The organism is Variovorax humicola (assembly GCF_037889915.1).
Lineage (GTDB): Bacteria > Pseudomonadota > Gammaproteobacteria > Burkholderiales > Burkholderiaceae_C > Variovorax > Variovorax humicola.
In genome coordinates, this window is record NZ_JBBKZV010000001.1 from 363,257 (window position 1) to 387,442 (window position 24,186).

A 24,186-nucleotide genomic window follows, 5' to 3' on the forward strand; every position below is an offset into this window, starting at 1 on the left:
CGAGGAAGCAGCAGGCGGCAAGGGCGAGCGCAAGCTCAGCGCTGCGTGGGTACGAAAGGCGCGTTGTTGGGAGAAGACTCATCGCTTGCAGAAGAAATATTGGGATTCGGATCGAATGAGCCGCCGGGCGGCAGATCCATGCCGACCGGTGCGCCGGCATCGAACGGATGGCGATCGAATTCCCGCCCCCGCACGTTGCTGCGCAAGAAGCGGTTGCGGAAATCCTGGCGCGGCAGGTAACGCGCCAGCTCTGTCAGGGCCATCTCATAGACACCGCGCTTGAACTCGACGACGACATCGAGCGGCACCCAGTAATCATGCCAGCGCCAGGCATCGAACTCCGGATGGTCCGTGGCCCGGAGGTTGAGATCCCAGTCGTGCCCCGTCAATTGCAGTAAATACCAGATTTGCTTCTGGCCTTTGTAGTGACCGCGTGCGTCACGGCGGATGAACCGATCCGGCACCTCGTAGCGCAACCAGTCGCGGGTACGGGCCACGATGCGCACATGCTCCGGCTGAAGGCCCACTTCCTCGTGCAGCTCGCGGAACATGGCTTGCTCGGGGCTTTCGCCGCGATCAATGCCACCCTGCGGGAACTGCCAGGAGTGGGTGCGTATGCGCTTGCCCCAAAAAACCTGGTTTCTCTGGTTGAGCAGGATGATGCCGACGTTGGGCCTGAAGCCGTCCCGGTCGAGCATAATCAAACCCCAAATTTCTATGAACTGAGTCGATTATGCACGCCGTGTTACGCACGGCAAGCGACCGGTTCGAAGGCCACCGAGCCCTCACACCCCCTCACTGTTCCTGGCGCGCAAGATGAAAGCTTCCCGTTTTTTTGTCTCAACCCTCAAAGAAGCACCGACTGACGCTGAAGTGGCGAGCCATCGCCTCATGATGCGCGCCGGCATGATCAAGAAGCTTGGCGCGGGTGTCTACACCTACATGCCGATGGGCTTGCGAGTGATTCGCAAGGTCGAGGCGATCGTGCGCGAAGAGATGGACCGGGCCGGGGCTGTCGAGCTCACCATGCCGGTGGTCCAGCCGGCCGAGCTCTGGCAGGAAAGCGGGCGCTTCGAGAAGATGGGCCCCGAGCTGCTGCGCATCAAGGACCGGCATGAACGCGACTACGTGGTCCAGCCGACCAGCGAAGAGGTCGTGACCGACATCGCACGGCAGGAGATCCGCAGCTACAAGCAACTGCCGCGCAACTTCTACCAGATCCAGACCAAGTTCCGCGACGAGCGCCGCCCGCGCTTCGGCCTCATGCGAGGGCGCGAGTTCACGATGAAGGATGCCTATAGCTTCGACCGCGACCTGGCCGGTGCGAAGGCGAGCTACCAGAACATGGCGCAGGCCTATCGCCGCATCTTCGACCGCTTCGGGCTGACCTACCGGGCGGTTGCAGCCGACAGCGGCGCCATCGGCGGCGACATGAGCGAGGAGTTCCAGGTGATCGCCGCAACCGGCGAAGACGCGATCGTCTACTGCCCCGACAGCAACTACGCAGCGAACATGGAGAAGGCCGAGGCCATGCCGCCGGCCGGACCGCGCCCCGCGGCTTCCAACCCGCTTGCGAAGACGCCGACGCCCGGCAAGAGCACCTGCGAAGACGTCGCGCAGTTGCTCGGCGTGCCGTTGGCCACCACCGTCAAGTCGCTGGTGCTGGCCACCGATACGCTCGACGCCGCCGGCAACATCGCCGGCGTGCAGGTCTGGCTGCTTCTGTTGCGCGGCGACCATGACATGAACGAGATCAAGGTGGGCAAGGTACCGGGGCTGGATGCGGGCTTCCGCTTTGCCTCCGTCGGCGAGATCGAGGCGCATTTCGGCTGCAAGCCGGGCTACCTCGGCCCGCTCAACACCAAGAAGCCGGTCAGGCTGGTGGCCGATCGCGAGGTGGCGATGATGGCCGACTGGATCACGGGCGCCAACGAGCTCGACTTCCACATGACCGGCGTGAACTGGGGCCGGGACCTGCCCGAGCCGGAGCTTGTCGCCGACCTCCGCAACGTCGTCGCCGGCGATCCTTCGCCCGACGGCAAGGGCCTGCTCGCCATCGAGCGCGGAATCGAGGTGGGCCATGTGTTCGTGCTCGGCACCAAGTACAGCAAGGACATGAATGCCACCTTCCTCGACGAAGGCGGCAAGCCGCAGTTCCTGGAAATGGGCTGCTACGGGATCGGCATCACGCGACTGCCGGCAGCGGCCATCGAGCAGAACCATGACGAGCGCGGCATCATCTGGCCGGACGCGATCGCGCCGTTCACCGTGGTCGTTTGTCCGATCGGCATGGATCGCAGCGCGGACGTCAAGGCGGCCGCGGAGGCGCTCTATGAGGAGCTTCGCGGTGCTGGCGTCGACGTGCTGCTGGACGATCGCGGCGAGCGACCCGGTGCGATGTTCGCCGACTGGGAACTGATCGGCGTGCCGCATCGCATCGTCGTTTCCGACCGCGGCATCAAGGAAGGGCAGTACGAGTACCAGCATCGGCGCGACACGGCGGCGACCAAGGTGCCCTCGGCCGAGGCTGCCGCCCATATCCGAGCCAAGCTCGCGGCATGAGCGGATCGCCCGGCAGCGCTGCGAGAGCTTGCACGATGGAGATCGCCCGGTGACACTTTTGCGGCGTTCGTGCCTGGGCGCCGCGGCAGCTGGTGCGCTGTCGATGGCGCTGCCGCGTGCGGCGAGGGCCGGCGCGCAGCTCGAGGAGCCGATGATGGACGCGGTGCGCAACGCATTGACCGCGTCGATACGAAGCGGCGCGCCACCGATTCCGGAGTTCAAGGACACCGATTCGAGGCTGGCCTACCTGCGATGGCTCGGTGAAATGAGCGAGCGGCTCAAGAAGAAGGTGCCGGAGCCGCAAGCGCGCATCGAGTTCCTGCAAACGGTCTGGTATGAGGCCAGGCGCTCGGCGTTGGACGTGAGCCTGGTGCTGGGACTGATCCAGGTGGAAAGCAACTTCCGCAAGTTCGCGGTGTCCAGCGCTGGCGCGCGAGGGCTCATGCAGGTGATGCCGTTCTGGACCCGGGTGATCGGCGACGGAGACTCGGCGCAGTTGTTTCGGATGCAGACCAATCTGCGCTTTGGCTGCGTCATCCTTCGCCACTACCTGGGCCTGGAGAATGGCGACCTGTTCCTGACGCTGGGCCGCTACAACGGCAGCCGGGGCAAGGCTCCGTATCCGAATGCCGTGTTCGCCAATCAGCGCAATTGGGTGTTCGTGGATCGCGCGTCAAACGCTTGAAGCCGTACCGCGCGTGACCATCACCTGGTCGATCCGGTAGCTGTCCACGTCCATCACCTCGAAGGTGTAGCCGCCCGCGACGACGCGGTCGGTACGGCGTGGCACGCGGCGCAGCATCACCATCAGGAAGCCGGCCATCGTTTCGTATTCGTCGGCATGTGGCAGCGATTCGATGTCGAGTGCGCGTTGCACGTCCTGCATGGGCGTGACGCCGTCGATGAGCCAGGAGTTGTCGTCGCGCCGGACGATCTGCGGCTCCTCGTCGAGTGCGGTGACCAGGTCGCCCATCACTGTGCTCATCACGTCGTTGAGGGTGATGACGCCGACCACCAGGCTGTACTCGTTGACGATGATCGCGAAGTCTTCGTGCGCCTGCTGGAACTGCTCCAGCACTTCCGTCAGCGACAAGCGGTCGGGCACGACCAGCGCCTTGTGCAGCGGCAGGCCCTGGTCGAAAGCGAGCGGCTGGCCGCTCAGCACGCGCTGGAACATGTCCTTGGCGTCGACATAACCCAGCACGTGGTCGATATCGCCTTCGCAGACCGGGTAGGCCGAAAACGGCTCGGCCACGATGCGTGCGCGCAGAACGGACTCCGGGTCGTCCTTCTGGAACCATGCGATGCGGTCGCGCGATGTCATGACGCTGCTGACGAGGCGCGTGTCGAGTTCGAACACGTTGGCAATCACCTGCTGCTCGCGCACGGCCAGAACGCCGGCGCGGGCGCCAGCCTCGGTCATGGCGAGGATGTCGGCCGAGGTGATCTTCTCGTCGCGCTGCAATGGCATGCCCAGCAATTTGAAGAGGCCATCGGTGCTGCGCGTGAAGAGCCACACCAGTGGTTTGAATGCGGTGATCAGCAGGTTCATCGGCCCGACCATGCGCACGGCAAGGCGCTCGGGGTCGGCCATGCCCAATCGCTTGGGGAACAGGTCGGCAAACACGAGAAACAGCGAGATCACGACGACGAACGAGCAGACGAAGGCCCAGCGCCCGGCCGCTTCCGGGCTGGTCCATTGCGCGAAGATCTGTACGAACCAGGGCGAGAAGGCGCCTTCGCCGACGACACCGCCGAGGATGGCGACGGCGTTGAGTCCGATCTGCACGACGGTGAAGTAGTGGCCGGGTTGCTCCTGCACGCGCAGCACGCGATCGGCACGCGCATCGCCTTCGTCGGCCATCTGGCGTAGGCGCAGGCGGCGCGACGCGGCGAGCGAAATCTCGGCAAGCGAGAAAAATGCGCTCGCGGCGATCAGGAGGGCAATCACGAGCAGGCTTTGGGTCAGGGTCATGGCACGGTCTTTACAGACCGCGATGGTGCCATGACCTTTCCAGGCTACTGCACGAAACCGATGCGGCTCTTGCTCGCCGAGGCGCGAGGCAGGTCGTCGATGCGGACTTCGTCGCGATGCGAGAGGCGCGCATTGCCGAAGCCGGTCATCAGCGCACGGCGCATTTCGCGTGGCGCCAAGGTGGACAGGTGGTCTATGACGTCGTCCGTGGGCTCGGGGTTGAGCAAGCGGCCCCAGTCGTGTTCACCGCGAATCGATGCGTAGAGGCTGCGCGCAATCTGCCGCGCGGCCTCGGGCGTTGGCGCTTCAATCTCGAACACGTTCATGCGGTTGAGAATCGGCTCGGGAATGCTGCGCTCATCGTTGGCCGTGGTGATCCAGATGACCTGGCTTGCATCGATGGCGACTTCGGCGAACTCGTCCATGAAGTGGTGGGCGGTGTCGTGCTCGAGCAGGTTGTAGAGCGCGCCGAGCGGGTCGTACTGGGCATCGGCGCCGGCCTTGTCGATCTCGTCGATCACGATCACCGGGTTGGCGTACTGGCCGTCGACCAGCGTTTCGAACACCCTGCCGGGCTTGGCGCCCTTCCATTGGGACGACGAACCCGAGAGCAGCCAGCCAGCGGTCATCGAATTCATCGGCACCAGCGACATGCCGGTGCCGAGCAGTTCGGCCAACTTCTTCGCGAAATGGGTCTTGCCGATGCCGGGCGGGCCGAGCAGGAGCATCGGCGTGACTTCGAGTCCATCGCGGCTGTCCTGCGCGAGCGCCACATGCCGGCGCACGTCGTCGAGCACTTCGGTGAAGTTGGGCAGTTGCGCGTAGAGGGCCGCCATCTCCGGCACACCGCTGGGCTTGACCTGGAAGCGCTCGGGGCCGCGCTCGAGCATGCGCTCGTAGGTGGTGCGGAGGTTTTCGTGGTCCCGATCGGGCAGCTTGGCGAGCTTGCGCTCGACATCGTGCGTCTGGAACACGCTGCGCAGGTTGGCGACCGGCAATTGAAAGGCGGGGGAAGCAGGGACGAGACTACGGGAATCCATGGACACCTCCGGTTTCGAACACTTCGATACAGGAGCATAAGCCGTGCCTAATCCCGGTGTCTGTCTAAGTTTTCTCGCTTTTTGGGTTTTTGCGACAGAGAAGGCAGGGCTTTACACGCCGCCGTGCGGGTGCGTGGGGTCGACCCAGAGGACCGTATCCGGCTTCTCGACCGGCTCGATGTCGAGGTTCACGGCGACTGCCTCGCCGTCGCTGCGGCACAGGACGCATTGCAGCACCTCGGTTGGGCTGGCGTTGATTTCCTGGTGCGGCACGTACGGCGGCACATAGATGAAGTCGCCCGGGCCGGCTTCGGCGGTGAATTCGAGATGCTCGCCCCAGCGCATGCGGGCCTTGCCGCTGACCACGTAGATCACCGATTCGAGGTGTCCGTGGTGATGGGCGCCGGTCTTGGCGTTCGCATGGATGGTCACGGTGCCGGCCCAGAGCTTCTGTGCGCCGACGCGGGCGAAGTTGATGGCGGCCTTGCGGTCCATGCCCGGCGTTTGCGCCGTGTTGCCGTCGAGCTGGTTGCCGGGGATGACGCGCACGCCGTCGTGCTTCCACGCCGGCTCGACGCTTTCGTCGTGCGAGTGGCCGTGGCCGGCGTGGTCGTGGCTCATCGAGACGGTGGAGTCAGGCGTTGGCGCCGTTCACCACTTGCTGCAGTTCGCCCGACTCGTACATCTCCATCATGATGTCCGAGCCGCCGATGAACTCGCCCTTGACGTAGAGCTGCGGAATGGTCGGCCACTGGCTGTATTCCTTGATGCCCTGGCGGATGCCGTCGTCTTCGAGCACGTTCACGGTCTTGAGCGATTTGGTGTCGACGCCGACGGCCTTGAGGATCTGGATCGCGCGGCCGGAGAAGCCGCACATCGGAAAGCTGGCGTTGCCCTTCATGAAGAGCAGGATGTCATTGGACTTGACGAGTTCGTCGATGCGTTGCTGGGCGTCGCTCATGGGCAGGCTCCTTGAATGGTGGGTTGGGGCGGATTATTTCACTGCGCGCCAGATTCCGCCGGAACAGCGCGCGATGCCGGCGAGGTCGTTGCGGCTTTGCGCGTCGGCGAATCCGCGCTCGGCAAGCAGGGCGCGCACGGCGGGAGCCTGGTCGAAGCCGTGTTCGAGCAGCAGCCAGCCGCCGTCTGCAAGGTGGGAGGGGGCGTCCTGGACGATGCGGCGGATGTCGTCGAGGCCATCGGGGCCGGAGGCCAGGGCGCTCAGGGGTTCGTGGCGCAAGTCGGCGAGATGGGCGTCGCCGGCGGCGATGTAGGGCGGGTTGGAGACGATCAGGTGGTAGCCGTTGTCCGCACCAGCCAGCCAGTCGGCTTGCGCAAAGCGCACGGGGAGCGCGAGCCGCTCGGCATTGGCGCGCGCCACTTCCAGCGCGGTGGCGCTTGCGTCGACTGCATCGATAGCCGCGTCCGGCCGCGCGTCTTGCAGCGCGAGTGCGATGGCACCGCTACCGGTGCCGAGGTCCAGCACGCGCGGTCTGATCGCCTGGGGCATCAGCGACAGCGCCCATTCGACCAGCGTCTCGGTGTCCGGGCGCGGCACCAGCACGCGCGCATCGACCTGCAGCGCGATGCCATGGAATTCTTTTTCGCCGAGCAGATAGGCCGCAGGCTCGCCAGCCGCCCGACGGGCGCAGAGCGCCTCGAAAGCCTCCCATGCCGTATCGGCCAGATCGTCGGAGTCGTGCGCGAGCAGCCACGCGCGCTCGTGCACCGGTCGGCCCATCGCGTGCAGCAGCAGCAACTGGGCGTCGAGCCGATCGACGCCCAGCGCGGTGGCGGCTTTCAGCGCCTGCAGGATCGACGTCGACATCAGGCGGGCAAGGAGGCCGATTCCAGCTCCGCCAACTGCTCGGCCTCGTGCGCCGCTTGCAGCGCGCCCAGCACTTCGCCGAGGTCGCCTTCCATGATGGCCAGCAACTTGTAGAGCGTGAGGTTGATCCGGTGGTCGGTGAGCCGGCCCTGCGGGAAGTTGTAGGTGCGGATACGGTCGGAACGGTCACCGGTTCCGATCAGGCCCTTGCGCTCGGCGGCGTCCTTGGCGGCGCGTTCGCTGCGGTCCTTTTCCTGGATGCGGGCCGACAGCACCTGCAGCGCCTTGGCCTTGTTGCGGTGCTGCGAGCGGTCGTCCTGGCACTCGGCCACGATGCCGGTCGGGATGTGCGTGATGCGCACGGCCGAGTCGGTCTTGTTGATGTGCTGGCCGCCCGCGCCGCTGGCACGATAGGTGTCGATGCGCAGGTCGGCCGGGTTGATCTGCACGGCAACGGCTTCGTCGGGCTCGGCCAGCACCGCGACCGTGCAGGCGCTGGTGTGGATGCGGCCCTGCGTTTCCGTGGCGGGTACGCGCTGCACGCGGTGGCCGCCCGATTCGAAACGCAGCTTGCCGAACACGCCGGACCCGGAGGGGCCGTCGTCGGCCCGGCCGATCACACGGATCACGACTTCCTTGAAGCCGCCGAGTTCGCTGGGGGAGTCGCTCACGATCTCGCAGCGCCATCCGGCGCGCTCGCAATAGCGCGTGTACATGCGCAGCAGGTCGCCCGCGAACAAGGCCGATTCGTCGCCGCCGGTGCCGGCGCGGATCTCGATGAAGGCGTTGCGCGCGTCGTCCGGGTCCTTGGGCAGCAGCAGGCGTTGCAGCTCGTCCTCGAGCTTCAGCAACTCGTCTTCGGCCGAAGTGATTTCTTCCTGAGCCATCTCGGCCATGTCCGGGTCATCGAGCATCTCGCGCGCGCTGGCCAGGTCGGCCTCGCGTTGCTTGAAGCGCAGGTAGCGGCCTGCTATCTGGGTGACCTGCGCATGCTCCTTCGACAGCACGCGGTACTGCGCCATGTCGGCCATGATGTCCTCGCGCGAGAGCAGGAAGTCGAGCTCTTCGAGGCGCTGGGCGTACCGGTCGAGTTGTTGACGGAGGAAGTTCTTCATTTGCGGGGCCAGAAATCGGAAGCGGGAACCGGACGCAGGGGTGCAAAGGTCTCGCAGAAGGCGGGTCAGAATGCAAAGGCAACTCCTGGAGGTCTTTGTGCGACCTCTGCGAAACCCTTGCGGCTTTGCGTTCGCTGTCCGCTTTCGACGGCGGACGCACAGCGAGAGCGTCGCTAACGCTCTTTGCGCAGGAAAAGCCGCGACAACGTCTGCGCCGTCTGCTCCCGCGCAGCGGCGTCGCCGGCATGCAGTTCGGCCATCGCGCCGTGCAGCATCTTTTGCGTCAGGCCGCGCGACAGGGCTTCGAGCACCGTGTCGATGTCTTCACCCTTGGCCAGCAGCTTGCGGGCGCGCGCCAATTCCGCGGTGCGCCACTCGTCGGTCTGCGCATTGAGCTGCTGGATGAAGGGCACCGTGCCGCGCGCCTCGAGCCAGCGCATGAAGTTCTGGACACCGGCGTCGATGATCACCTCCGCTTGCGCGACGGCGGCCTGGCGGTTGGCGTGGCCTTGCTTCACCACCTGGGCGAGGTCGTCGACGGTGTAGAGGTACACGTCCTCGAGCGCCTTGACTTCAGGCTCGATGTCGCGCGGCACTGCCAGGTCGACCATGAACATCGGCCGATGCTTGCGTTGCTTGAGCGCGCGCTCCACGGCGCCGAGGCCGATGATCGGCAGCGTGCTGGCCGTGCAACTCACGACGATGTCGAAGTCGGCAAGACGGCCCGGCAACTCGGCCAGCCGCATCGCCTCGCCGCCGAAGCGCGAAGCGAGTTTTTCGCCGCGCTCCAAAGTGCGGTTTGCAATGACCATCGACTTGGGGTTGCGCGCCGCGAAGTGCGTGGCGGCGAGGTCGATCATTTCGCCGGCGCCGACGAATAGCACGCGGGTCTTTGCAAGGTCTTCGAAAAGCTGCGAAGCGAGCCGCACCGAGGCGGCCGCCATGCTGATCGAATGCGCTCCGATCTCCGTGGCGGTCCGCACTTCCTTCGCCACTGCAAAGGAGCGCTGGAAGAGCTGATTCAGGGTGCTGCCCAGTGCGCCCGCCGTCTCGGCGGCACGCACTGCGTCCTTCATCTGGCCGAGGATCTGCGCCTCGCCGAGCACCATCGAATCGAGCCCGCTGGCGACGCGGAACGCATGGCGCGCGGCTTCCTGGTCGTGCAGGGTGTAGGTGTGCGAGCGCAGCAGGTTCGGCGCCACACCACCGCTTTCGGCCAGCCAGCCGACCGTGTGGTCCAGCGCGACGTGTTCGGCCGCGCAGTAGATCTCGGTGCGGTTGCAGGTGGAGATGATGGCCGCCTCGACCTGCGGATGGCGGCCGCTGCCTAAGGAGCTGCGCAGGCTGTGCAAAGTGGGTGCAATCTGGTCGAGCGCAAACGCGAAACGACCGCGCAGGTCGAGGGGCGCGGTCGTGTGGTTCAACCCGAGGGCCCAGACAGACATGCTGCGATTATAAAATTTGCCGCGCCCCTGCGGGCGCCGCCAGCGCCAATCCCTCCAATTGGGGCGTAGAACCTGCCTTTCCGCTGCCTTCGATGTCTGCGCTCGACCTCTTGAACCACCTGCTGAACTTCGCCGCGCCGGCTTTTTTTGTGGCGGGCGTGCTGGCCTTGCTGGCCGGCTTCCTGATGCCGAACGCCGCCGGAGCGCCCGCCCGGTGGGTCCAGTTTGCTCTTAATTTCATAGCGGGACTTGCCGTGCTGGTTGGCGGCCTCGCGTATTTCGGGCACGACGGAATGATGGCGACCTATGCGGCGCTGGTGGTCGTCTGCGGCACTGGCCAGTGGTTGCTGGCGCGGGGCTGGCGGCACTGAAGCTCAGGTCTGCACGGGCAGCGGCGGGGTTTCGGCCGGTATCACCGTCGGCGCCAAGGCACCCGGTGCGACCACCATCGTCGGCACCGACAAGGGCAAGTCGGCCGTCCGCAGCGCGTCGAGGATCTCGAACATCAGGTCGCTGCGCACTCCGCCGGCAAGCCGCGGGCTTGGCACAAACGCGATGGCCTGGAAAATCAGCGCGCCGCCTTCGACTCCTTCGAGCGTGACCGTCGGCGCGGGCTCCGGCAGCACCGTGGCGTGGGTGTTGCAGGCGGCCAGCATCAGGCTGCGCACCTTCATTGCGTCGGTCGACAGGGGCATCGGCAAGCGGATCAGCACGCGCCCTTCGGCATTGGCAAGCGTCATGTTGCGCACGATCTTGGTGATGAACTCCGAGTTCGGCACGATCAGCGTGGAGCGGTCGCCGAGCTGGATTTCGGTGGCACGCACGTTGATGCGCCGCACGTCGCCCTCGGACGTGCCGAGTACGACCCAGTCGCCGACCTTTACCGGCCGCTCGGCCAGCAATATCAGCCCCGAGATGAAGTTCTGCACGATCGCCTGCAGGCCGAAGCCGATACCGACCGACAACGCACTCGCGACCCACGCAATGCGGTTGACGCCGATGCCGAGCGCTGAAAGCGAAAACGCCACCACCAGGACGCCCCCGACGTAGCCGAGCAGCGTGGTGATCGAGCTTTGCATGCCGGGCTCGAGCGCGGTGCTGGGCAGGTAGCTCCGGGACAGCCAGCGCATCAACACGCGCAGCGCAATGAGGCCGCCCATCGCCACGGCGACTCCGCTGAAGATGGCGCCGGGCACCAGTTCGAACTCGCCGATCTTGAAGCCCGAGCCGAACTGTCCGCTGCGCTGGAACACTTCGCCCGGGCTCGTGCCCAACGGTGCCCACAGCGCAATCACCATGTAGAAGAACAGGGCGACCCGGCTCAGCCCCGACAGCACGACGGCCGCCTGGTCCAGCGTTTGGGGCGCGAAGCCGAAACTGCGTTGCAGGCGCATGCCGACGCCGCTCTTCGACGACACGATCGCGGCGAACAGGTCGTCGGCGAACTTGAACAGGACGTAGAACGCCGCCAATACGATGCCGCCCCAATTGAGTTGTGTTGCCAGGAAGCTCGCCATGGCCACGTAGCCGATCGCCACCAGCACCCAGATCACCACTACCACGACCATCACGGTGCTCAGCAACAGGCCCACCCACACAGCCCTGGCCGGCATCGGGGCGGCATCTGCGGCGTCGCTCGCGGGAGCGCCTGCGTCTGCAGCAGGGGTTTCTGCAGCGGCCGGCGCGGACGGGCCGCTCATGCCCAGGCGCATCACGATCGTGCTGATCAACGCGGTCAAGGAGAGCGCCGTGAACACATGGGTGGCGAGCACGGCGGCGTCGCTCGCATCGACCACTGCGTTGATCTGTGCCGGCGCCCATACCGCGGCGCCGACGAGTGCGATCAGCCAGGGGAAGGGCGCCAGCCGCTTCGCCAACGCGTTCGGGATGGGTGGCAAGCGCCAGGACGGCCGGCTTATCGACAGCAGCGCGCGACCGAGGCCGACCACGAAGGCGATGAAGATGCTCGATGCCACCAGCGCCTGCGCCACTTTCCGCGTCAGTGGGCCCCAGGCGCCTTGCGCATCGAGCGCCGACAGCAACCACTGCGCGGCGACGCCGACCAGCAGGACGTTCGTGCCCACGATGGCGATCACCAACAGCGATCGTCGCAATCGCCCCGGCGGCAGCAGCCGCGCCGCGAGCCGGGCCAGGCCGATCTCCGCCAGCCAGTTGCCCAGCAACGCCAGCAGCAGCGCGGCACCGATGCTGACCAGAACGGTAGGAAGGTTTTGCGGCTGCCGGACGACGGCCATGCCGTTGCGAAACTCGGTCCCCAGGTCACTCAGCCGGTCGCGGTCGTCATCCCATGCGTCGCCGATGTCCGACCAGAAGGCGCGCCCGAGCGGAGAGTGCGCGCGTTCGGTGAGCTTTGCCTCGAACAGCTTGCGCCGCTGGGTCAGCAGGTCGCTGCTTCGCTGCTGTGCGTCGATGGCCAGCAGCTTGGCCAGGCGGATATCGGAATCGAGTGCGTTGCGTTGTTTGGTCAGGGCGACGCGCTGACGTGTGATGCTGGGATCCTCGGCGCCGGGCAGGGTGGGGACCGCGCCGAGTTCACCGAGTCGGGCGTTGAGGTCGGCGAGCGACGCGGTACGCGAGGTGATGAAGGCATCGGTCTGCGCGGCAATGGCGTTGATCTGCGCGAGCAGGATGCGCAGGTCGTCATTGTTTTCGGCCGTGCTCGGCAGTCTGGTGAAGCGGCCGCGCAGTTCGGCAATGCCCGTGTCGGTGGGCGCCTGCGTGGCAAGGGTTGGCGTGGATGCGCTGGTCGCGGGCTCTTGCGCGAAGGCCGGCGCCAGCATCAGCACCGCCAGCAGCAGCGCGGTGCGGCAGCATGAAATCGGGTTCATCGCCACATCATAGGAGGCGGTCTCTGCCGCCTGCCGGGTGAACGGCTACGCGACGGGGCTGAAAAGGTCGACGCGGTCGGTGATGATGCCGTCCGTGCCCAGCGTGATCAGCCGTTCGGCTGCCCACTCGTCATTGACCGTGTAACTCAATGTGCGCATGCCGGCTGCCTGGACCATCGATACGGTAGGCGCGTCCCACAGGGCGTAGTTGCAAACGATCGCGGCGCAGCCGAGCTTCTGCGCAGTTTCCAGCCAATGCGGAGGCATTGTGTCGAGCAGCAGGCCGCGGGGCAATTCGGGCGCCGCCTCGCGCGCGCCAGCAAGCGCATCGGGCTCGAAAGAGGTCAGCAGCGGCGGCACTTCGGCGTTCGCCCAGAGCGCTTGTGCGCGCTTCGCCACTGCCCTGCCGGTGCGCTCCGCCGAACCGGGCGTCGGCTTGATCTCGATGTTCAGCAGGTGGCCATTGTTCAGGCAAAAGTGCGCAATGCTCTCGAAGCTTGCCAGCGGCTCGCCGGCAAATGTGCGCGAGTGCCAGCTGCCCGCGTCGAGCAGCGACAACTCGGCCCAGGGCCGCTCGCCGCCGATGCCCCGGCCGTTGGTGGTCCGCTCCAGGGTGGCGTCATGCATCAGGAAGGGCACATCGTCGGCGCTGAGCTTGACGTCGCATTCGAACATGCGATAGCCGTGCATGGCACCCACCCTGAACGCAGCCAGCGTGTTCTCAGGCCCCAGCTTTCCGGCGCCGCGATGCGCGATCCAAAGCGGGTAGGGCCAGTGATTCAGGCTCACGATGCGCGCTTGCCGGAGCCGGCATCGAACCAGTGCAGCTTGTCGACGCGCGCCGCGATCTTCACGGTGTCGCCGGCGACCGGCGGGTGATCGCTTTCGTCGGTGCGCATGATGATCTGCTCTTCGCCGATACGGCCGTAGACAAGGCGCTCGGCGCCCAGCAACTCCACCGATTCCACCTGCACCGTCCAGCCGCTCTCGTCGAGCGCCAGGTGTTCGGGGCGAATGCCGAGGATCTGACCGGGACGCACGCCGGGCGCGTGAACCAGCAGGTTCATCGGCGGTGAGCCGATGAAGCTCGCGACGAAGGTGGTGGCCGGGCGGTTGTAAACCTCCTCGGGGGTTGCGAATTGGTCCATCACGCCGCCGTTCATCACGATGATGCGCTGGGCCAGCGTCATGGCTTCGACCTGGTCGTGCGTGACGAACAGCGAGGTGATGCCCAGTTCACGGTGCAGCTTCTGGATCTCGATGCGCGTTTGCGCGCGCAGCTTGGCGTCCAGGTTGGACAGCGGCTCGTCGAACAGGAAGACCCGCGGCTGCCGCACGATCGCGCGCCCCATCGCCACGCGTTGGCGCTGACCGCCAGACAACTCGCGCGGCTTGCGCTTGAGCAGGTGGCCAAGCTCCAGGATCTTCGCCGCCTTGTCGACGCGCGTCCTGATCTCCGGCACCGGCACCTTGGCGATCTTGAGCCCGTAGGCCATGTTGTCGAACACGCTCATGTGCGGATAGAGCGCGTAGTTCTGGAACACCATCGCGATGTCGCGTTCCGAAGGCTCAAGGTTGTTCACCACGCGGTCGCCGATGCGAATCTCGCCGGCCGACACTTCCTCCAGCCCCGCGACCATGCGCAGCAGCGTGGACTTGCCGCAGCCCGAGGGCCCGACGATGACGATGAATTCGCGGTCGGCAATCTCGGCGCTCACGCCGTGGATCACCTGGTTGGCCTTTGGCCCATGGCCATAGCGCTTGATGACGTTGCGAAGGGAGAGGGAGGCCATTGATTTCTCTTATTTCTCGGTGTCCACGAGGCCCTTGACGAACCATTTCTGCATGAGTACGACGACCAGCGCCGGCGGCAGCATCGCGAGGATGGCCGTGGCCATGACCACGTTCCACTCGTTCTGCGAATCGCCACCGGCGATCAGGCGCTTGATGCCGACCACGATCGGGTACATGTCTTCGCCGGTGGTCGCCAGCAGCGGCCACAGATACTGGTTCCAGCCGTAGATGAACTGGATCACGAACAGCGCTGCAATGGACGTCTTCGACAGCGGTAGCAGCACATCGAAGAAAAAACGCATCGGACTGGCGCCGTCCATGCGCGCGGCTTCGGTCAGCTCGTCGGGCACGGTCATGAAGAACTGGCGGAACAGGAAGGTGGCCGTGGCCGAGGCGATCAGCGGCACCGTGAGGCCCGCATAGGTGTTGAGCATGTGCAGGTCCGACAGCACCTTGTAGGTGGGCAGGATGCGCACTTCCACCGGCAGCATCAGCGTGACGAAGATCATCCAGAAGCAGATCTTCCTGAACGGGAACTTGAAGTACACGATGGCAAATGCCGACAGCAGCGAGATCGAGATCTTGCCGATGGCGATGACCAGCGCCGTCACCAGGCTCACCCACAGCATGTGCGCCACCGGTGCGTTCGACCCCGCGCTCGTCGCCCGCCCGAAGAGCGCCGACTTGTAGCTCTCCAGCATATGGTTGCCGGGCAGCAGCGGCATCGGTGCCTGCACGATCTCCTGCGCCGTGTGCGTCGACGCCACGAAGGCGAGGTAGATAGGAAAGGCGACGATAAGCACGCCGAGCCCCACCACCACCTGGGCAAGGATGCCTTTGGAACCGCGTTTTTCAACCATGATCAGTCTTCCGCCGGAGTGTCATTTCAGTTTTCCAGCGCGCTATCGCATGACCCGCGACGCACGAAACCGGCGCCGTCAAATGCCAGGGATACCGCGGAACCGGCTTCGCCGGGCTGCTGGTATCGCCCCCTCGAGGGGGAGGCGCCGCAGGCGCTTCGGGGTGTTTCATTTCAGTTGATCCACCGCGCTTCACGTACCCGGCGCCAGGACGAGCGCTGCGAAGTCAGTTCGTGGGCACCCGCGGAACCGGCTTCGCCGGGCCGCCGGGTGCGCCCCCTCGAGGTCCCTCGAGGGGGAGGCGCCGAAGGCGCTTCGGGGGGGTGCCATCAGTACTGCACCTTCTTCTCAACGTAGCGGAACTGGATCACCGTCAGCACGACCACGATCACCATCAGCACCACCGACTGCGCCGCTGAGCCGCCCAGGTCCATCGCCTTGAAGCCGTCGTGATAGACCTTGTAGACGAGGATCGATGTGTCCTGCCCGGGCCCCCCCTCGGTGGCCGCATGCACGATGGCGAAGGTCTCGAAGAACGCATACACGACATTCATCACCAGAAGGAAGAAGGTCGTCGGCGAGAGCATCGGGAACTGGACCGTCCAGAAGCGCCGCCACGGGCGGGCGCCGTCGATGGCGGCGGCCTCGATCAGCGACTTGGGAATCGACTGCAGGCCGGCCAGGAAGAACAGGAAGTTGTAGGAGATCTGCTTCCAGATCGCCGCCATGACGATCAGCGTCATGGCGTGGCGCGAGTTGAGCAAATGGTTCCAGTTGAAGCCGAGCTTTCCGAGCGCATAGGCCACCACGCCCAGCGAAGGCGAGAACATGAACACCCACAGCACCGCAGCCACGGCAGGCGCCACCGCATACGGCAGGATCAGCATGGTCTTGTAGAACACACCGCCGTGCACGATGCGGTCGGCAAACACCGCGAGCGCCAGCGAAATGGCGATCCCGATGCCGGCCACCAGTGCCGAGAAGATCGCCGTCGTCTTGAATGATGCGATGTAGGCCGGGTCCTCGAACAACTGCTTGAAGTTGTCCATGCCCACGAAGTCGACCGATGTACCGAACGCGTCCTGTTGCTGCATCGACTGCAGGACCGCCTGACCGGCCGGCCAGAAGAAGAACACCACGATGACCGCCATCTGCGGCAAAAGCAGTGCCCAGGGCAGCCAGCCGGATCGGAAGGTGACGCGTTTTTCCATGGGGCCTCAAATGAAGAAAAGCCCGCCGGCTGTTGTCGGCGGGCTTCGCGAGTCTACTGGTGTGTCAGCCCTTGTTGGCCTTCTGGAATCGCTCCAGTTGCTCGTTGCCGCGCTTGACGATTTCATCCAGCGCTTCCTGGGCGGTCTTCTTGCCGTTCCAGACCTGCTCGAGTTCCTCGTCCTCGATCGCGCGGATCTGCACGTAGTTGCCCAGGCGGATGCCGCGGCTCTTGTCGGTCACCTTGCGGATCATCTGCGTCACGGCCACGTCGGTGCCGGGGTTCTCCTTGTAGAAGCCCGTCTTCTCGGTGAGTTGGTAGGCGGCGGTGGTGATCGGCAGGTAGCCGGTGCGCTTGTGGCTGGCGGACTGCACTTCAGGCGTCGAGATGAAGCTGAAGAACTTGGCCACGCCCTTGTATTCGGCTGGCTTCTTGCCTGACATCACCCACAGGCTGGCTCCGCCGATCACGGTGTTCTGCGGTGCGCCGGGCACGTCCTGGTAGTAGGGCAGCGGCGCGAGTCCATAGGCGAACTTCGCGTTCTTGGCCACGTTGCCGTAGAAGCCCGAGGACGTGTTGATCATGGCGCACTCGCCCGAGACGAACGAGGCCTCCGGGACATTGCCGCGGCCCTTGTAGACGAACAGGCCCTGCTTGGCCATGTTGGCCAGGTTCTCGATGTGGCGAACGTGCAGCGGCGAGTTGATCTTCATGCGCGCGTCGAGTCCGGCCAGCCCGTTGCTCTTCGTCGCGAACTCGACGTTGTGCCATGCAGAGAAGCTTTCGAGCTGCGTCCAGCCCTGCCAGGCGGTCGTGAAGGGGCACTTGTGGCCGGCAGCCTTGAGCTTGGCGGCCGCGTTGATCACCTCGGGCCAGGTCGTCGGCGCCTTGTCGGTGGGCAGGCCGGCCGCCTTGAAGGCGTCCTTGTTGAAATAGAAGATGGTGGTCGAGCTGTTGAACGGGAAGCTCAGCATCTGGCCATTCGGCGCGGTGTAGTACCCGGCGACGGCGGAAATATAGGCCGCGGGGTCGAACTTCTCGCCCGCGTCCTTCATGACCTGGCCGACCGGGACAATCGCGCCCTTGCTGGCCATCATGGTGGCGGTGCCCACTTCGAACACCTGCAGGATGTGCGGCGCGTTTCCGGCGCGGAATGCGGCGATCGACGCCGTCATCGACTCGTCATAGCTGCCCTTGAAGGTCGGGACGATCTTGTATTCCTTCTGGCTCTCGTTGAACTGCTTGGCCAGGTCGTTGACCCACTCGTTGTTGACGGCAACCATCGAGTGCCACCACTGGATCTCGGTTTGGGCTTGTGCCGTGCCGGCCAGCGTGGCTGCGGCCAGCATCGAGGCAACGGCGAGCGTCTTGAATCGCATGAAAACTCCTGAGGCGGGATGGGAAAGGCGCGGATGTTATGGCACGTGTATGTCACGGGTGAGGCGCTTTTGTCGCATGCGGCAGGTGGCGGGTCCAACCGGGGAAACCCTTTCGGACTTGGCCGCACGGGGTGTATGTTGCGGCGCACCATGCTAGCCTTTGCAGCATGACCAAGACCTCCCTGGACAAAAGCAAGATCAAGTTCCTGTTGCTCGAGGGCGTGCACCCTTCCGCCCTCGAAGTGATTCGCGGCGCGGGCTACACGCAGATCGAAACCCTGCCGAAGGCATTGCAAGGCGAGGAGCTCAAGGCAAAGCTCGCAGACGTGCACTTCCTCGGCATCCGTTCCCAAAGCCAGCTCACGGCCGAGGTGCTGGAGAGTGCGTCGAAGCTGGTGGCGGTCGGGTGCTTTTGCATCGGCACCAACCAGGTCGACCTGAACGCGGCGCGGGAGCGTGGCGTGGCGGTTTTCAACGCGCCGTATTCCAACACCCGCTCGGTGGCCGAACTGGTGCTGGCCGAGGCCATCCTCTTGTTGCGGGGCGTGCCGGAGAAAAACGCGCTGGCGCACCGCGGCAAATGGCTCAAGTCGGCTGCCAACTCGCACGAGATTCGCGGCAAGACGCTGGGCATCGTCGGCTACGGCTCGATCGGCACGCAACTGTCGGTCCTGGCCGAGGCGCTGGGCATGCAGGTGGCGTTCTTCGACGTGGTCAGCAAGCTGCCGCTGGGCAATGCGCGGCAAGTGGGCAAACTGCATGATCTGCTGGCGCAGAGCGACATCGTGTCGCTGCACGTTCCCGAATTGCCGTCGACCCAGTGGATGATCGGCGCGGCAGAGATCGCGGCGATGAAGCCGGGCGGCATCCTCATCAATGCGGCGCGCGGCACGGTGGTCGAGATCGAGCCGTTGGCCGACGCGCTGAAGGCCAGGAAGCTGTGGGGCGCGGCGATCGACGTGTTTCCGCAGGAGCCGGGCAGCAACAACGAGGAGTTCACTTCGCCATTGCGCGGACTGGACAACGTGATCCTGACGCCGCACGTCGGCGGATCGACGATGGAGGCGCAGGCCAACATCGGCCTCGAGGTGGCGGAAAAGCTGGTGAAGTACAGCGATAACGGCACCTCGACGTCGTCGGTCAACTTTCCCGAAGTCGCGCTACCGGCGCATCCGGGCAAGCATCGCTTGCTGCACATCCACCGCAACGTGCCGGGGGTGCTGTCGGCAATCAACCAGGTGTTTGCGGACAACGAGATCAACATTGCCTCGCAGTATCTGCAGACGAACGAGAAGGTGGGGTACGTGGTGATCGACATCGATGCGGAGTCGTCGGACCTGGCGCTGGAGAAATTGGCGAAGGTGCCGGGGACGATTCGGAGTCGGGTGTTGTTTTAGGCTTGATGATCGGTATCGGTATCGGTATCGGTATCGGTATCGGTATCGGTATCGGTATCGGTATCGGTATCGGTATCGGTATCGGTATCGGTATCGGGTTCGTTCGGAGTGCGGCGACGGGCGGCCTGGACGCATCCCGGATCGCCGCCGCGGACGCGGTCGTGGTCGATCTCCCTCTCCCTCGGGAGAGGACCGGGGTGAGGGCAGTCGCACTCCGAGAGGCGCGAGGCGTTCGCCGGCCCCCAAGCTGCGCACCGCGTACCGCGCGCTCTCCGCGAAGAAGGATTCCAGACACCATCCCCCGCAATCCGCAAGCCTTCACACCCTGACCTAAAATCGCCGACCACTGGTTAGTGGGCGCGCAGCGCCCGACCGAGACCCCATCCCGATGAATGCTCCGACCGCGTTGACCGCGTTGTTGTCGCAGGCCGAAGAGCCCGTGCGACTCCGCGAGATCCCGTACAACTACACCAGCTTTTCCGACCGCGAAATCGTGATCCGCCTGCTTGGCGCACGCGGCTGGGAACTGCTGCAAGTGCTGCGCAGCGAGCGCCGCACAGGCCGATCGGCCCGCATGCTCTATGAAGTGCTGGGCGACATCTGGGTCGTGCAGCGCAATCCGTACCTGGTCGACGACCTGCTCGACAATCCGCGCCGGCGCGGGCAACTGGTCGATGCGTTGAACCACCGGCTCACCGAAGTGGGAAAGCGCCGCACGCCCGATATCGACGCGCAGCGCGATGCGCTGGTTGGCGAACTGGCTGGCCTGGTGTCGCAAGCCATCGCCACCTTCGACGCCATGTTCCGCGACGTCGCCGCGCTGCGCCGCAAGGCCACGCGCGCCTTCCGCAGGCTCACGGCCAAGGACAACATCAAATTCGACGGCCTGTCGCGCGTCTCGCACGTGACCGACGCGACCGACTGGCGCGTGGAATACCCGTTCGTCGTCCTGTGCCCCGACACCGAGGCCGAAATGGCGCTGCTGGTCAAGGGCTGCATCGAACTGGGCCTGACCATCATCCCGCGCGGCGGCGGCACCGGCTACACCGGCGGGGCGATTCCGCTGACGTGGAACAGCGCCGTCATCAACACCGAGAAGCTGGAGGCGATGACCGAGGTCGAGATGGTCTCGCTGCCGGGAATCGATGCGCCCGTGCCGACGGTGTGGACCGAGGCCGGCGTGGTCACGCAGCGCGTGGCCGATGCGGCCGAGCGTGCGGGCTATGTCTTCGCCGTCGACCCGACTTCGGCGGAAGCGTCCTGCGTCGGCGGCAATGTCGCCATGAACGCCGGCGGCAAGAAGGCCGTGCTGTGGGGCACCGCGCTCGACAACCTCGCCTCCTGGCGCATGGTCACGCCGCAGGCCGAGTGGCTGGAGGTCACGCGCATCGGCCACAACCTCGGCAAGATCCACGACGTCGAGAGCGCCGTGTTCGAACTGCAGTATTTTGCGGCCGACGGCAAGACGAAGCTGCGCACCGAACGCCTCGATATTCCTGGCAAGACCTTCCGCAAGGAAGGCCTCGGCAAGGACGTGACCGACAAGTTCCTCTCGGGCCTCCCCGGCATACAGAAGGAAGGTTGCGACGGCCTCATCACGAGTTGCCGCTGGGTCGTGCATCGCATGCCGGCGCATACCCGCACGGTCTGCCTCGAGTTCTTCGGCAACGCCAAGGATGCGGTGCCCAGCATCGTCGAGATCAAGGACTTCATGTTCGCCGAGCAGAAGCGCACCGGCGTGTTGCTCGCCGGCCTCGAGCACCTCGATGACCGCTACCTGAAGGCCGTCGGCTACGCGACCAAGTCGAAGAAGCACGGCGGCGGCCTGCCGAAGATGGTGCTGTTCGGCGACATTGCCGGCGACAACGCTGACGACGTGGCGCGTGCGACCTCCGAGGTGGTACGCATCGCCAACTCGCGCAGTGGCGAAGGCTTCATCGCCATCAGCCCGGAAGCACGCAAGAAGTTCTGGCTCGACCGCAAGCGCACCGCCGCGATCAGCCGGCACACCAACGCCTTCAAGATCAACGAGGACGTGGTGATCCCGCTGCCGCGCATGGCCGAGTACACCGACGGCATCGAGCGCATCAACATCGAGCTGAGCCTGCAGAACAAGCTGGCCTTTGCCGACGAGCTGGAAGCCTTCTTCGCTCGCGGCAACCTGCCGCTGGGCAAGACCGACGATGCCAATGACATCCCGTCCGCCGAGTTGCTGGAAGACCGGGTCGCACAGGCCATTGCGCTGGTCCAGGAAGTGCGCGCGCTGTGGGCGGGCTGGATGCGGGACATCGACGGTCTGTTTCCGCAGTTGCAGGACCACACGTTGCGCGCGAGCTGGAAGACGCAGTTGCGCGCACCGTTGCAGCAGATCTTCTCGGGCGCCGAGTTCGCGCCCATCCTCGACGAGTGCAACGCCATCCACCAGCGCGTGCTCAAGGGCCGTGTATGGGTTGCGCTGCACATGCACGCGGGCGACGGCAACGTGCACACCAACATCCCCGTCAACAGCGACAACTACGAGATGCTGCAGACCGCCCATGCGGCCGTGGTGCGCATCATGGCGCTGGCGCGGTCACTCGACGGTGTGATCTCGGGCGAGCACGGCATCGGCATCACCAAGCTGGAGTTCCTGAGCGACGACGAACTGCGGCCGTTCATGGACTACAAGAAGAAGGTCGATCCGGAAGGGCGGTTCAACAAGGGCAAGCTAGTGCGCGAGACGGCCCCGCACCCCGAGGCCCTGCACGCCGACCTCACCAACGCCTATACCCCCAGCTTCGGCCTGATGGGCCACGAATCGCTGATCATGCAGCAGAGCGACATCGGCGCGATCGCCGAAAGCGTCAAGGACTGCCTGCGCTGCGGCAAATGCAAGCCGGTGTGCGCCACCCACGTGCCGCGCGCCAACCTGCTTTATTCGCCGCGCAACAAGATCCTCGCCACCTCGTTGCTGGTCGAAGCCTTCCTCTACGAAGAGCAGACCCGGCGCGGCATCAGCATCAAGCATTGGGAAGAGTTCGAGGACGTGGCAGACCACTGCACCGTGTGCCATAAGTGCCTGACGCCGTGTCCGGTGAAGATCGACTTCGGCGACGTCTCCATGAACATGCGCAACCTGCTGCGCAAGATGGGGCAGAAGTCGTTCCGTCCGGGCAATGCGGCGGCGATGCTGTTCCTGAACGCGACCAATCCGCAGACCATCAAGGCGATGCGGATGGGCATGGTCGACATCGGCTTCAAGGCGCAGCGCCTGGCCAATGACCTGCTGCGCGGCCTCGCGAAGAAGCAGACCGCCGCACCACCGGCCACGCTGGGTCCGGCGCCGGTGAAGGAACAGGTCATCCATTTCATCAACAAGAAGATGCCGGGCGGCCTGCCGAAGAAGACGGCGCGCGCGCTGCTCGACATCGAGGATCCGGACTACGTGCCGATCATCCGCAACCCGAAACAGACGACGTCGGAGACCGAGGCCGTCTTCTACTTCCCTGGCTGCGGCTCCGAGCGCCTGTTCTCCCAGGTCGGCCTGGCCACGCAGGCGATGCTCTGGCATGCCGGCGTGCAGACCGTGCTGCCGCCGGGCTACCTGTGCTGCGGCTACCCGCAGCGCGGCAGCGGCCAGTTCGACAAGGCCGAGAAGATGATCACCGACAACCGGGTGCTCTTCCACCGCGTCGCCAACACGCTGAACTACCTCGACATCAAGACCGTCGTGGTGAGCTGCGGCACCTGCTACGACCAGCTCCAGGGCTACCAGTTCGACAAGATCTTCCCGGGCTGCCGCATCATCGACATCCACGAGTACCTGCTCGAGAAGGGCATCACGCTGAACGCGAGCCAGGGCGCGGGATACCTCTACCACGACCCCTGCCATAGCCCGATGAAGCTGCAGGACCCGATGAAGACCGTGAAGGCCCTGGTCGGCGACAACGTGCTCAAGAGTGACCGGTGCTGCGGCGAATCCGGCACGCTGGGCGTGACCCGGCCCGACATCTCGACGCAGATCCGCTTCCGCAAGGAAGAGGAACTGAAGAAGGGCGAGGCTGCATTGCGCGAGTCCGGCAAGATCGGCGCGAAGGAAAACGTCAAGATCCTCACGAGCTGTCCGAGCTGCCTGCAAGGCCTGAGCCGCTACGGCAACGACCTGAACAATGGCCTGCTCGAAGCCGACTACATCGTTGTCGAAATGGCCAAGCAGATCCTGGGAGAACAGTGGCTGCCGGAATACGTCGCCGCCGCCAACCAGGGTGGCATCGAGCGCGTGCTCGTGTAACCAAGGAGAGATGGATGGCGGGCCTTCAAGCCGGCGCACCGACGCCGCAATCGATCACCGTACACGGCGCCTCGCGTGTGCTGGAAATCGGCTTCTCCAATGGTGCGAGCTTTCGCATCCCGTTCGAGCTGATGCGCATCTACTCGCCTTCGGCCGAGGTAAAGGGGCACGGCCCCGGCCAGGAGGTGCTCCAGACTGGCAAGCGCGATGTGACCCTGGTCGCGCTGGAGCCGGTGGGCAACTATGCGGTCAAGCCGGTCTTCAGCGACGGCCACGACACCGGCATTTTCTCGTGGGACCTTCTCTACGAGCTGGGCTCGAAGCAGTCGCAGCTGTGGGCCGAATACGAAGCGCGACTTGCAGCAGCCGGCGTCGATCGCGATGCGCCAATGGCCGGCAAGGGCGGCCACGGCTGCGCTTCGCATTGAATCGATGCTTGATGCACCACCGAGGGTAATTCCC

General features: G+C 65.1%; 20 protein-coding genes. 6 read left to right on the forward strand and 14 right to left on the reverse strand.

Annotated elements, in window-relative coordinates; translation table 11 throughout:
- Positions 1-35 precede the first annotated feature (35 nt).
- Positions 36-698, reverse strand: a complete 663-nt coding sequence (locus WKW80_RS01725) for an RNA pyrophosphohydrolase (RefSeq protein ID WP_340362188.1) — start codon at positions 696-698, stop codon at positions 36-38.
- Between the two features lie 118 nt (positions 699-816).
- Here WKW80_RS01725 and WKW80_RS01730 point away from each other — a divergent pair, with 118 nt between their 5' ends.
- Both WKW80_RS01730 and WKW80_RS01735 read left to right on the forward strand, forming a co-directional pair.
- Complete coding sequence (locus tag WKW80_RS01730) at positions 817-2,562, forward strand: proline--tRNA ligase (RefSeq protein ID WP_340361794.1); 1,746 nt, start codon at positions 817-819, stop codon at positions 2,560-2,562.
- 103 nt (positions 2,563-2,665) lie between these two features.
- Positions 2,666-3,247, forward strand: coding sequence for a lytic transglycosylase domain-containing protein (locus WKW80_RS01735; protein WP_340362189.1), 582 nt, complete (start codon positions 2,666-2,668; stop codon positions 3,245-3,247).
- On the opposite strand, the gene paeA is transcribed toward WKW80_RS01735, so the two are convergent.
- From paeA to hemA, 7 genes are all read right to left on the reverse strand, one after another.
- On the reverse strand, positions 3,236-4,537 hold the full coding sequence (gene paeA, locus WKW80_RS01740) for a polyamine export protein PaeA (protein ID WP_340361795.1): 1,302 nt from the start codon (positions 4,535-4,537) through the stop codon (positions 3,236-3,238). The genes WKW80_RS01735 and paeA overlap by 12 nt on opposite strands.
- Before the next feature lie 44 nt (positions 4,538-4,581).
- The gene (locus WKW80_RS01745; RefSeq protein WP_340361796.1) at positions 4,582-5,577 is read right to left on the reverse strand and encodes an AAA family ATPase; all 996 of its coding nucleotides are present in this window, start codon (positions 5,575-5,577) and stop codon (positions 4,582-4,584) included.
- 111 nt (positions 5,578-5,688) lie between these two features.
- The gene (locus tag WKW80_RS01750; protein ID WP_340361797.1) at positions 5,689-6,198 is read right to left on the reverse strand and encodes a cupin domain-containing protein; all 510 of its coding nucleotides are present in this window, start codon (positions 6,196-6,198) and stop codon (positions 5,689-5,691) included.
- 13 nt (positions 6,199-6,211) lie between these two features.
- Positions 6,212-6,538, reverse strand: a complete 327-nt coding sequence (gene grxD / locus WKW80_RS01755; protein ID WP_340361798.1) for a Grx4 family monothiol glutaredoxin — start codon at positions 6,536-6,538, stop codon at positions 6,212-6,214.
- A 33-nt stretch (positions 6,539-6,571) separates the two neighbouring features.
- On the reverse strand, positions 6,572-7,405 hold the full coding sequence (gene prmC, locus WKW80_RS01760) for a peptide chain release factor N(5)-glutamine methyltransferase (protein ID WP_340361799.1): 834 nt from the start codon (positions 7,403-7,405) through the stop codon (positions 6,572-6,574).
- Positions 7,405-8,520: a peptide chain release factor 1 gene (prfA, locus tag WKW80_RS01765; RefSeq protein WP_340361800.1), complete on the reverse strand. Its 1,116-nt coding sequence runs from the start codon at positions 8,518-8,520 to the stop codon at positions 7,405-7,407. Before prfA ends, prmC begins: the two co-directional genes overlap by 1 nt.
- 173 nt (positions 8,521-8,693) lie before the next feature.
- The gene (gene hemA, locus WKW80_RS01770) at positions 8,694-9,965 is read right to left on the reverse strand and encodes a glutamyl-tRNA reductase (protein ID WP_340361801.1); all 1,272 of its coding nucleotides are present in this window, start codon (positions 9,963-9,965) and stop codon (positions 8,694-8,696) included.
- A 92-nt stretch (positions 9,966-10,057) separates the two neighbouring features.
- Here hemA and WKW80_RS01775 point away from each other — a divergent pair, with 92 nt between their 5' ends.
- Positions 10,058-10,336, forward strand: coding sequence for a hypothetical protein (locus WKW80_RS01775; protein ID WP_340361802.1), 279 nt, complete (start codon positions 10,058-10,060; stop codon positions 10,334-10,336).
- A 3-nt stretch (positions 10,337-10,339) separates the two neighbouring features.
- Here the strand turns inward: WKW80_RS01775 and WKW80_RS01780 are convergent, their stop codons facing one another.
- The 6 genes from WKW80_RS01780 to ugpB form a co-directional block, all read right to left on the reverse strand.
- A complete protein-coding gene (locus WKW80_RS01780; protein WP_340361803.1) occupies positions 10,340-12,814 on the reverse strand; it encodes a DUF3772 domain-containing protein in 2,475 nt (824 codons plus the stop codon).
- 45 nt (positions 12,815-12,859) lie between these two features.
- Positions 12,860-13,603, reverse strand: a complete 744-nt coding sequence (ugpQ, locus tag WKW80_RS01785; RefSeq protein ID WP_422822838.1) for a glycerophosphodiester phosphodiesterase — start codon at positions 13,601-13,603, stop codon at positions 12,860-12,862.
- A complete protein-coding gene (gene ugpC, locus WKW80_RS01790) occupies positions 13,600-14,607 on the reverse strand; it encodes a sn-glycerol-3-phosphate ABC transporter ATP-binding protein UgpC (RefSeq protein WP_340361804.1) in 1,008 nt (335 codons plus the stop codon). The genes ugpQ and ugpC overlap by 4 nt, the downstream gene beginning before the upstream one ends.
- Before the next feature lie 9 nt (positions 14,608-14,616).
- The gene (ugpE, locus tag WKW80_RS01795; RefSeq protein ID WP_340361805.1) at positions 14,617-15,468 is read right to left on the reverse strand and encodes a sn-glycerol-3-phosphate ABC transporter permease UgpE; all 852 of its coding nucleotides are present in this window, start codon (positions 15,466-15,468) and stop codon (positions 14,617-14,619) included.
- Positions 15,469-15,797: 329 nt separating this feature from the next.
- Positions 15,798-16,679, reverse strand: coding sequence for a sn-glycerol-3-phosphate ABC transporter permease UgpA (gene ugpA / locus WKW80_RS01800; RefSeq protein WP_340361806.1), 882 nt, complete (start codon positions 16,677-16,679; stop codon positions 15,798-15,800).
- 64 nt (positions 16,680-16,743) lie between these two features.
- Positions 16,744-18,057 (reverse strand): sn-glycerol-3-phosphate ABC transporter substrate-binding protein UgpB, encoded by a 1,314-nt coding sequence (gene ugpB, locus WKW80_RS01805; RefSeq protein WP_340361807.1) that lies wholly within the window; start codon positions 18,055-18,057, stop codon positions 16,744-16,746.
- A gap of 167 nt (positions 18,058-18,224) precedes the next feature.
- Here ugpB and serA point away from each other — a divergent pair, with 167 nt between their 5' ends.
- From serA to WKW80_RS01820, 3 genes are all read left to right on the forward strand, one after another.
- Positions 18,225-19,454, forward strand: coding sequence for a phosphoglycerate dehydrogenase (gene serA, locus WKW80_RS01810; protein ID WP_340361808.1), 1,230 nt, complete (start codon positions 18,225-18,227; stop codon positions 19,452-19,454).
- A gap of 388 nt (positions 19,455-19,842) precedes the next feature.
- Entirely contained in the window at positions 19,843-23,724 is a 3,882-nt protein-coding gene (locus tag WKW80_RS01815) for a DUF3683 domain-containing protein (RefSeq protein ID WP_340361809.1), read from the forward strand.
- 14 nt (positions 23,725-23,738) lie between these two features.
- Positions 23,739-24,152, forward strand: coding sequence for a gamma-butyrobetaine hydroxylase family protein (locus tag WKW80_RS01820; protein WP_340361810.1), 414 nt, complete (start codon positions 23,739-23,741; stop codon positions 24,150-24,152).
- Positions 24,153-24,186 lie beyond the last annotated feature (34 nt).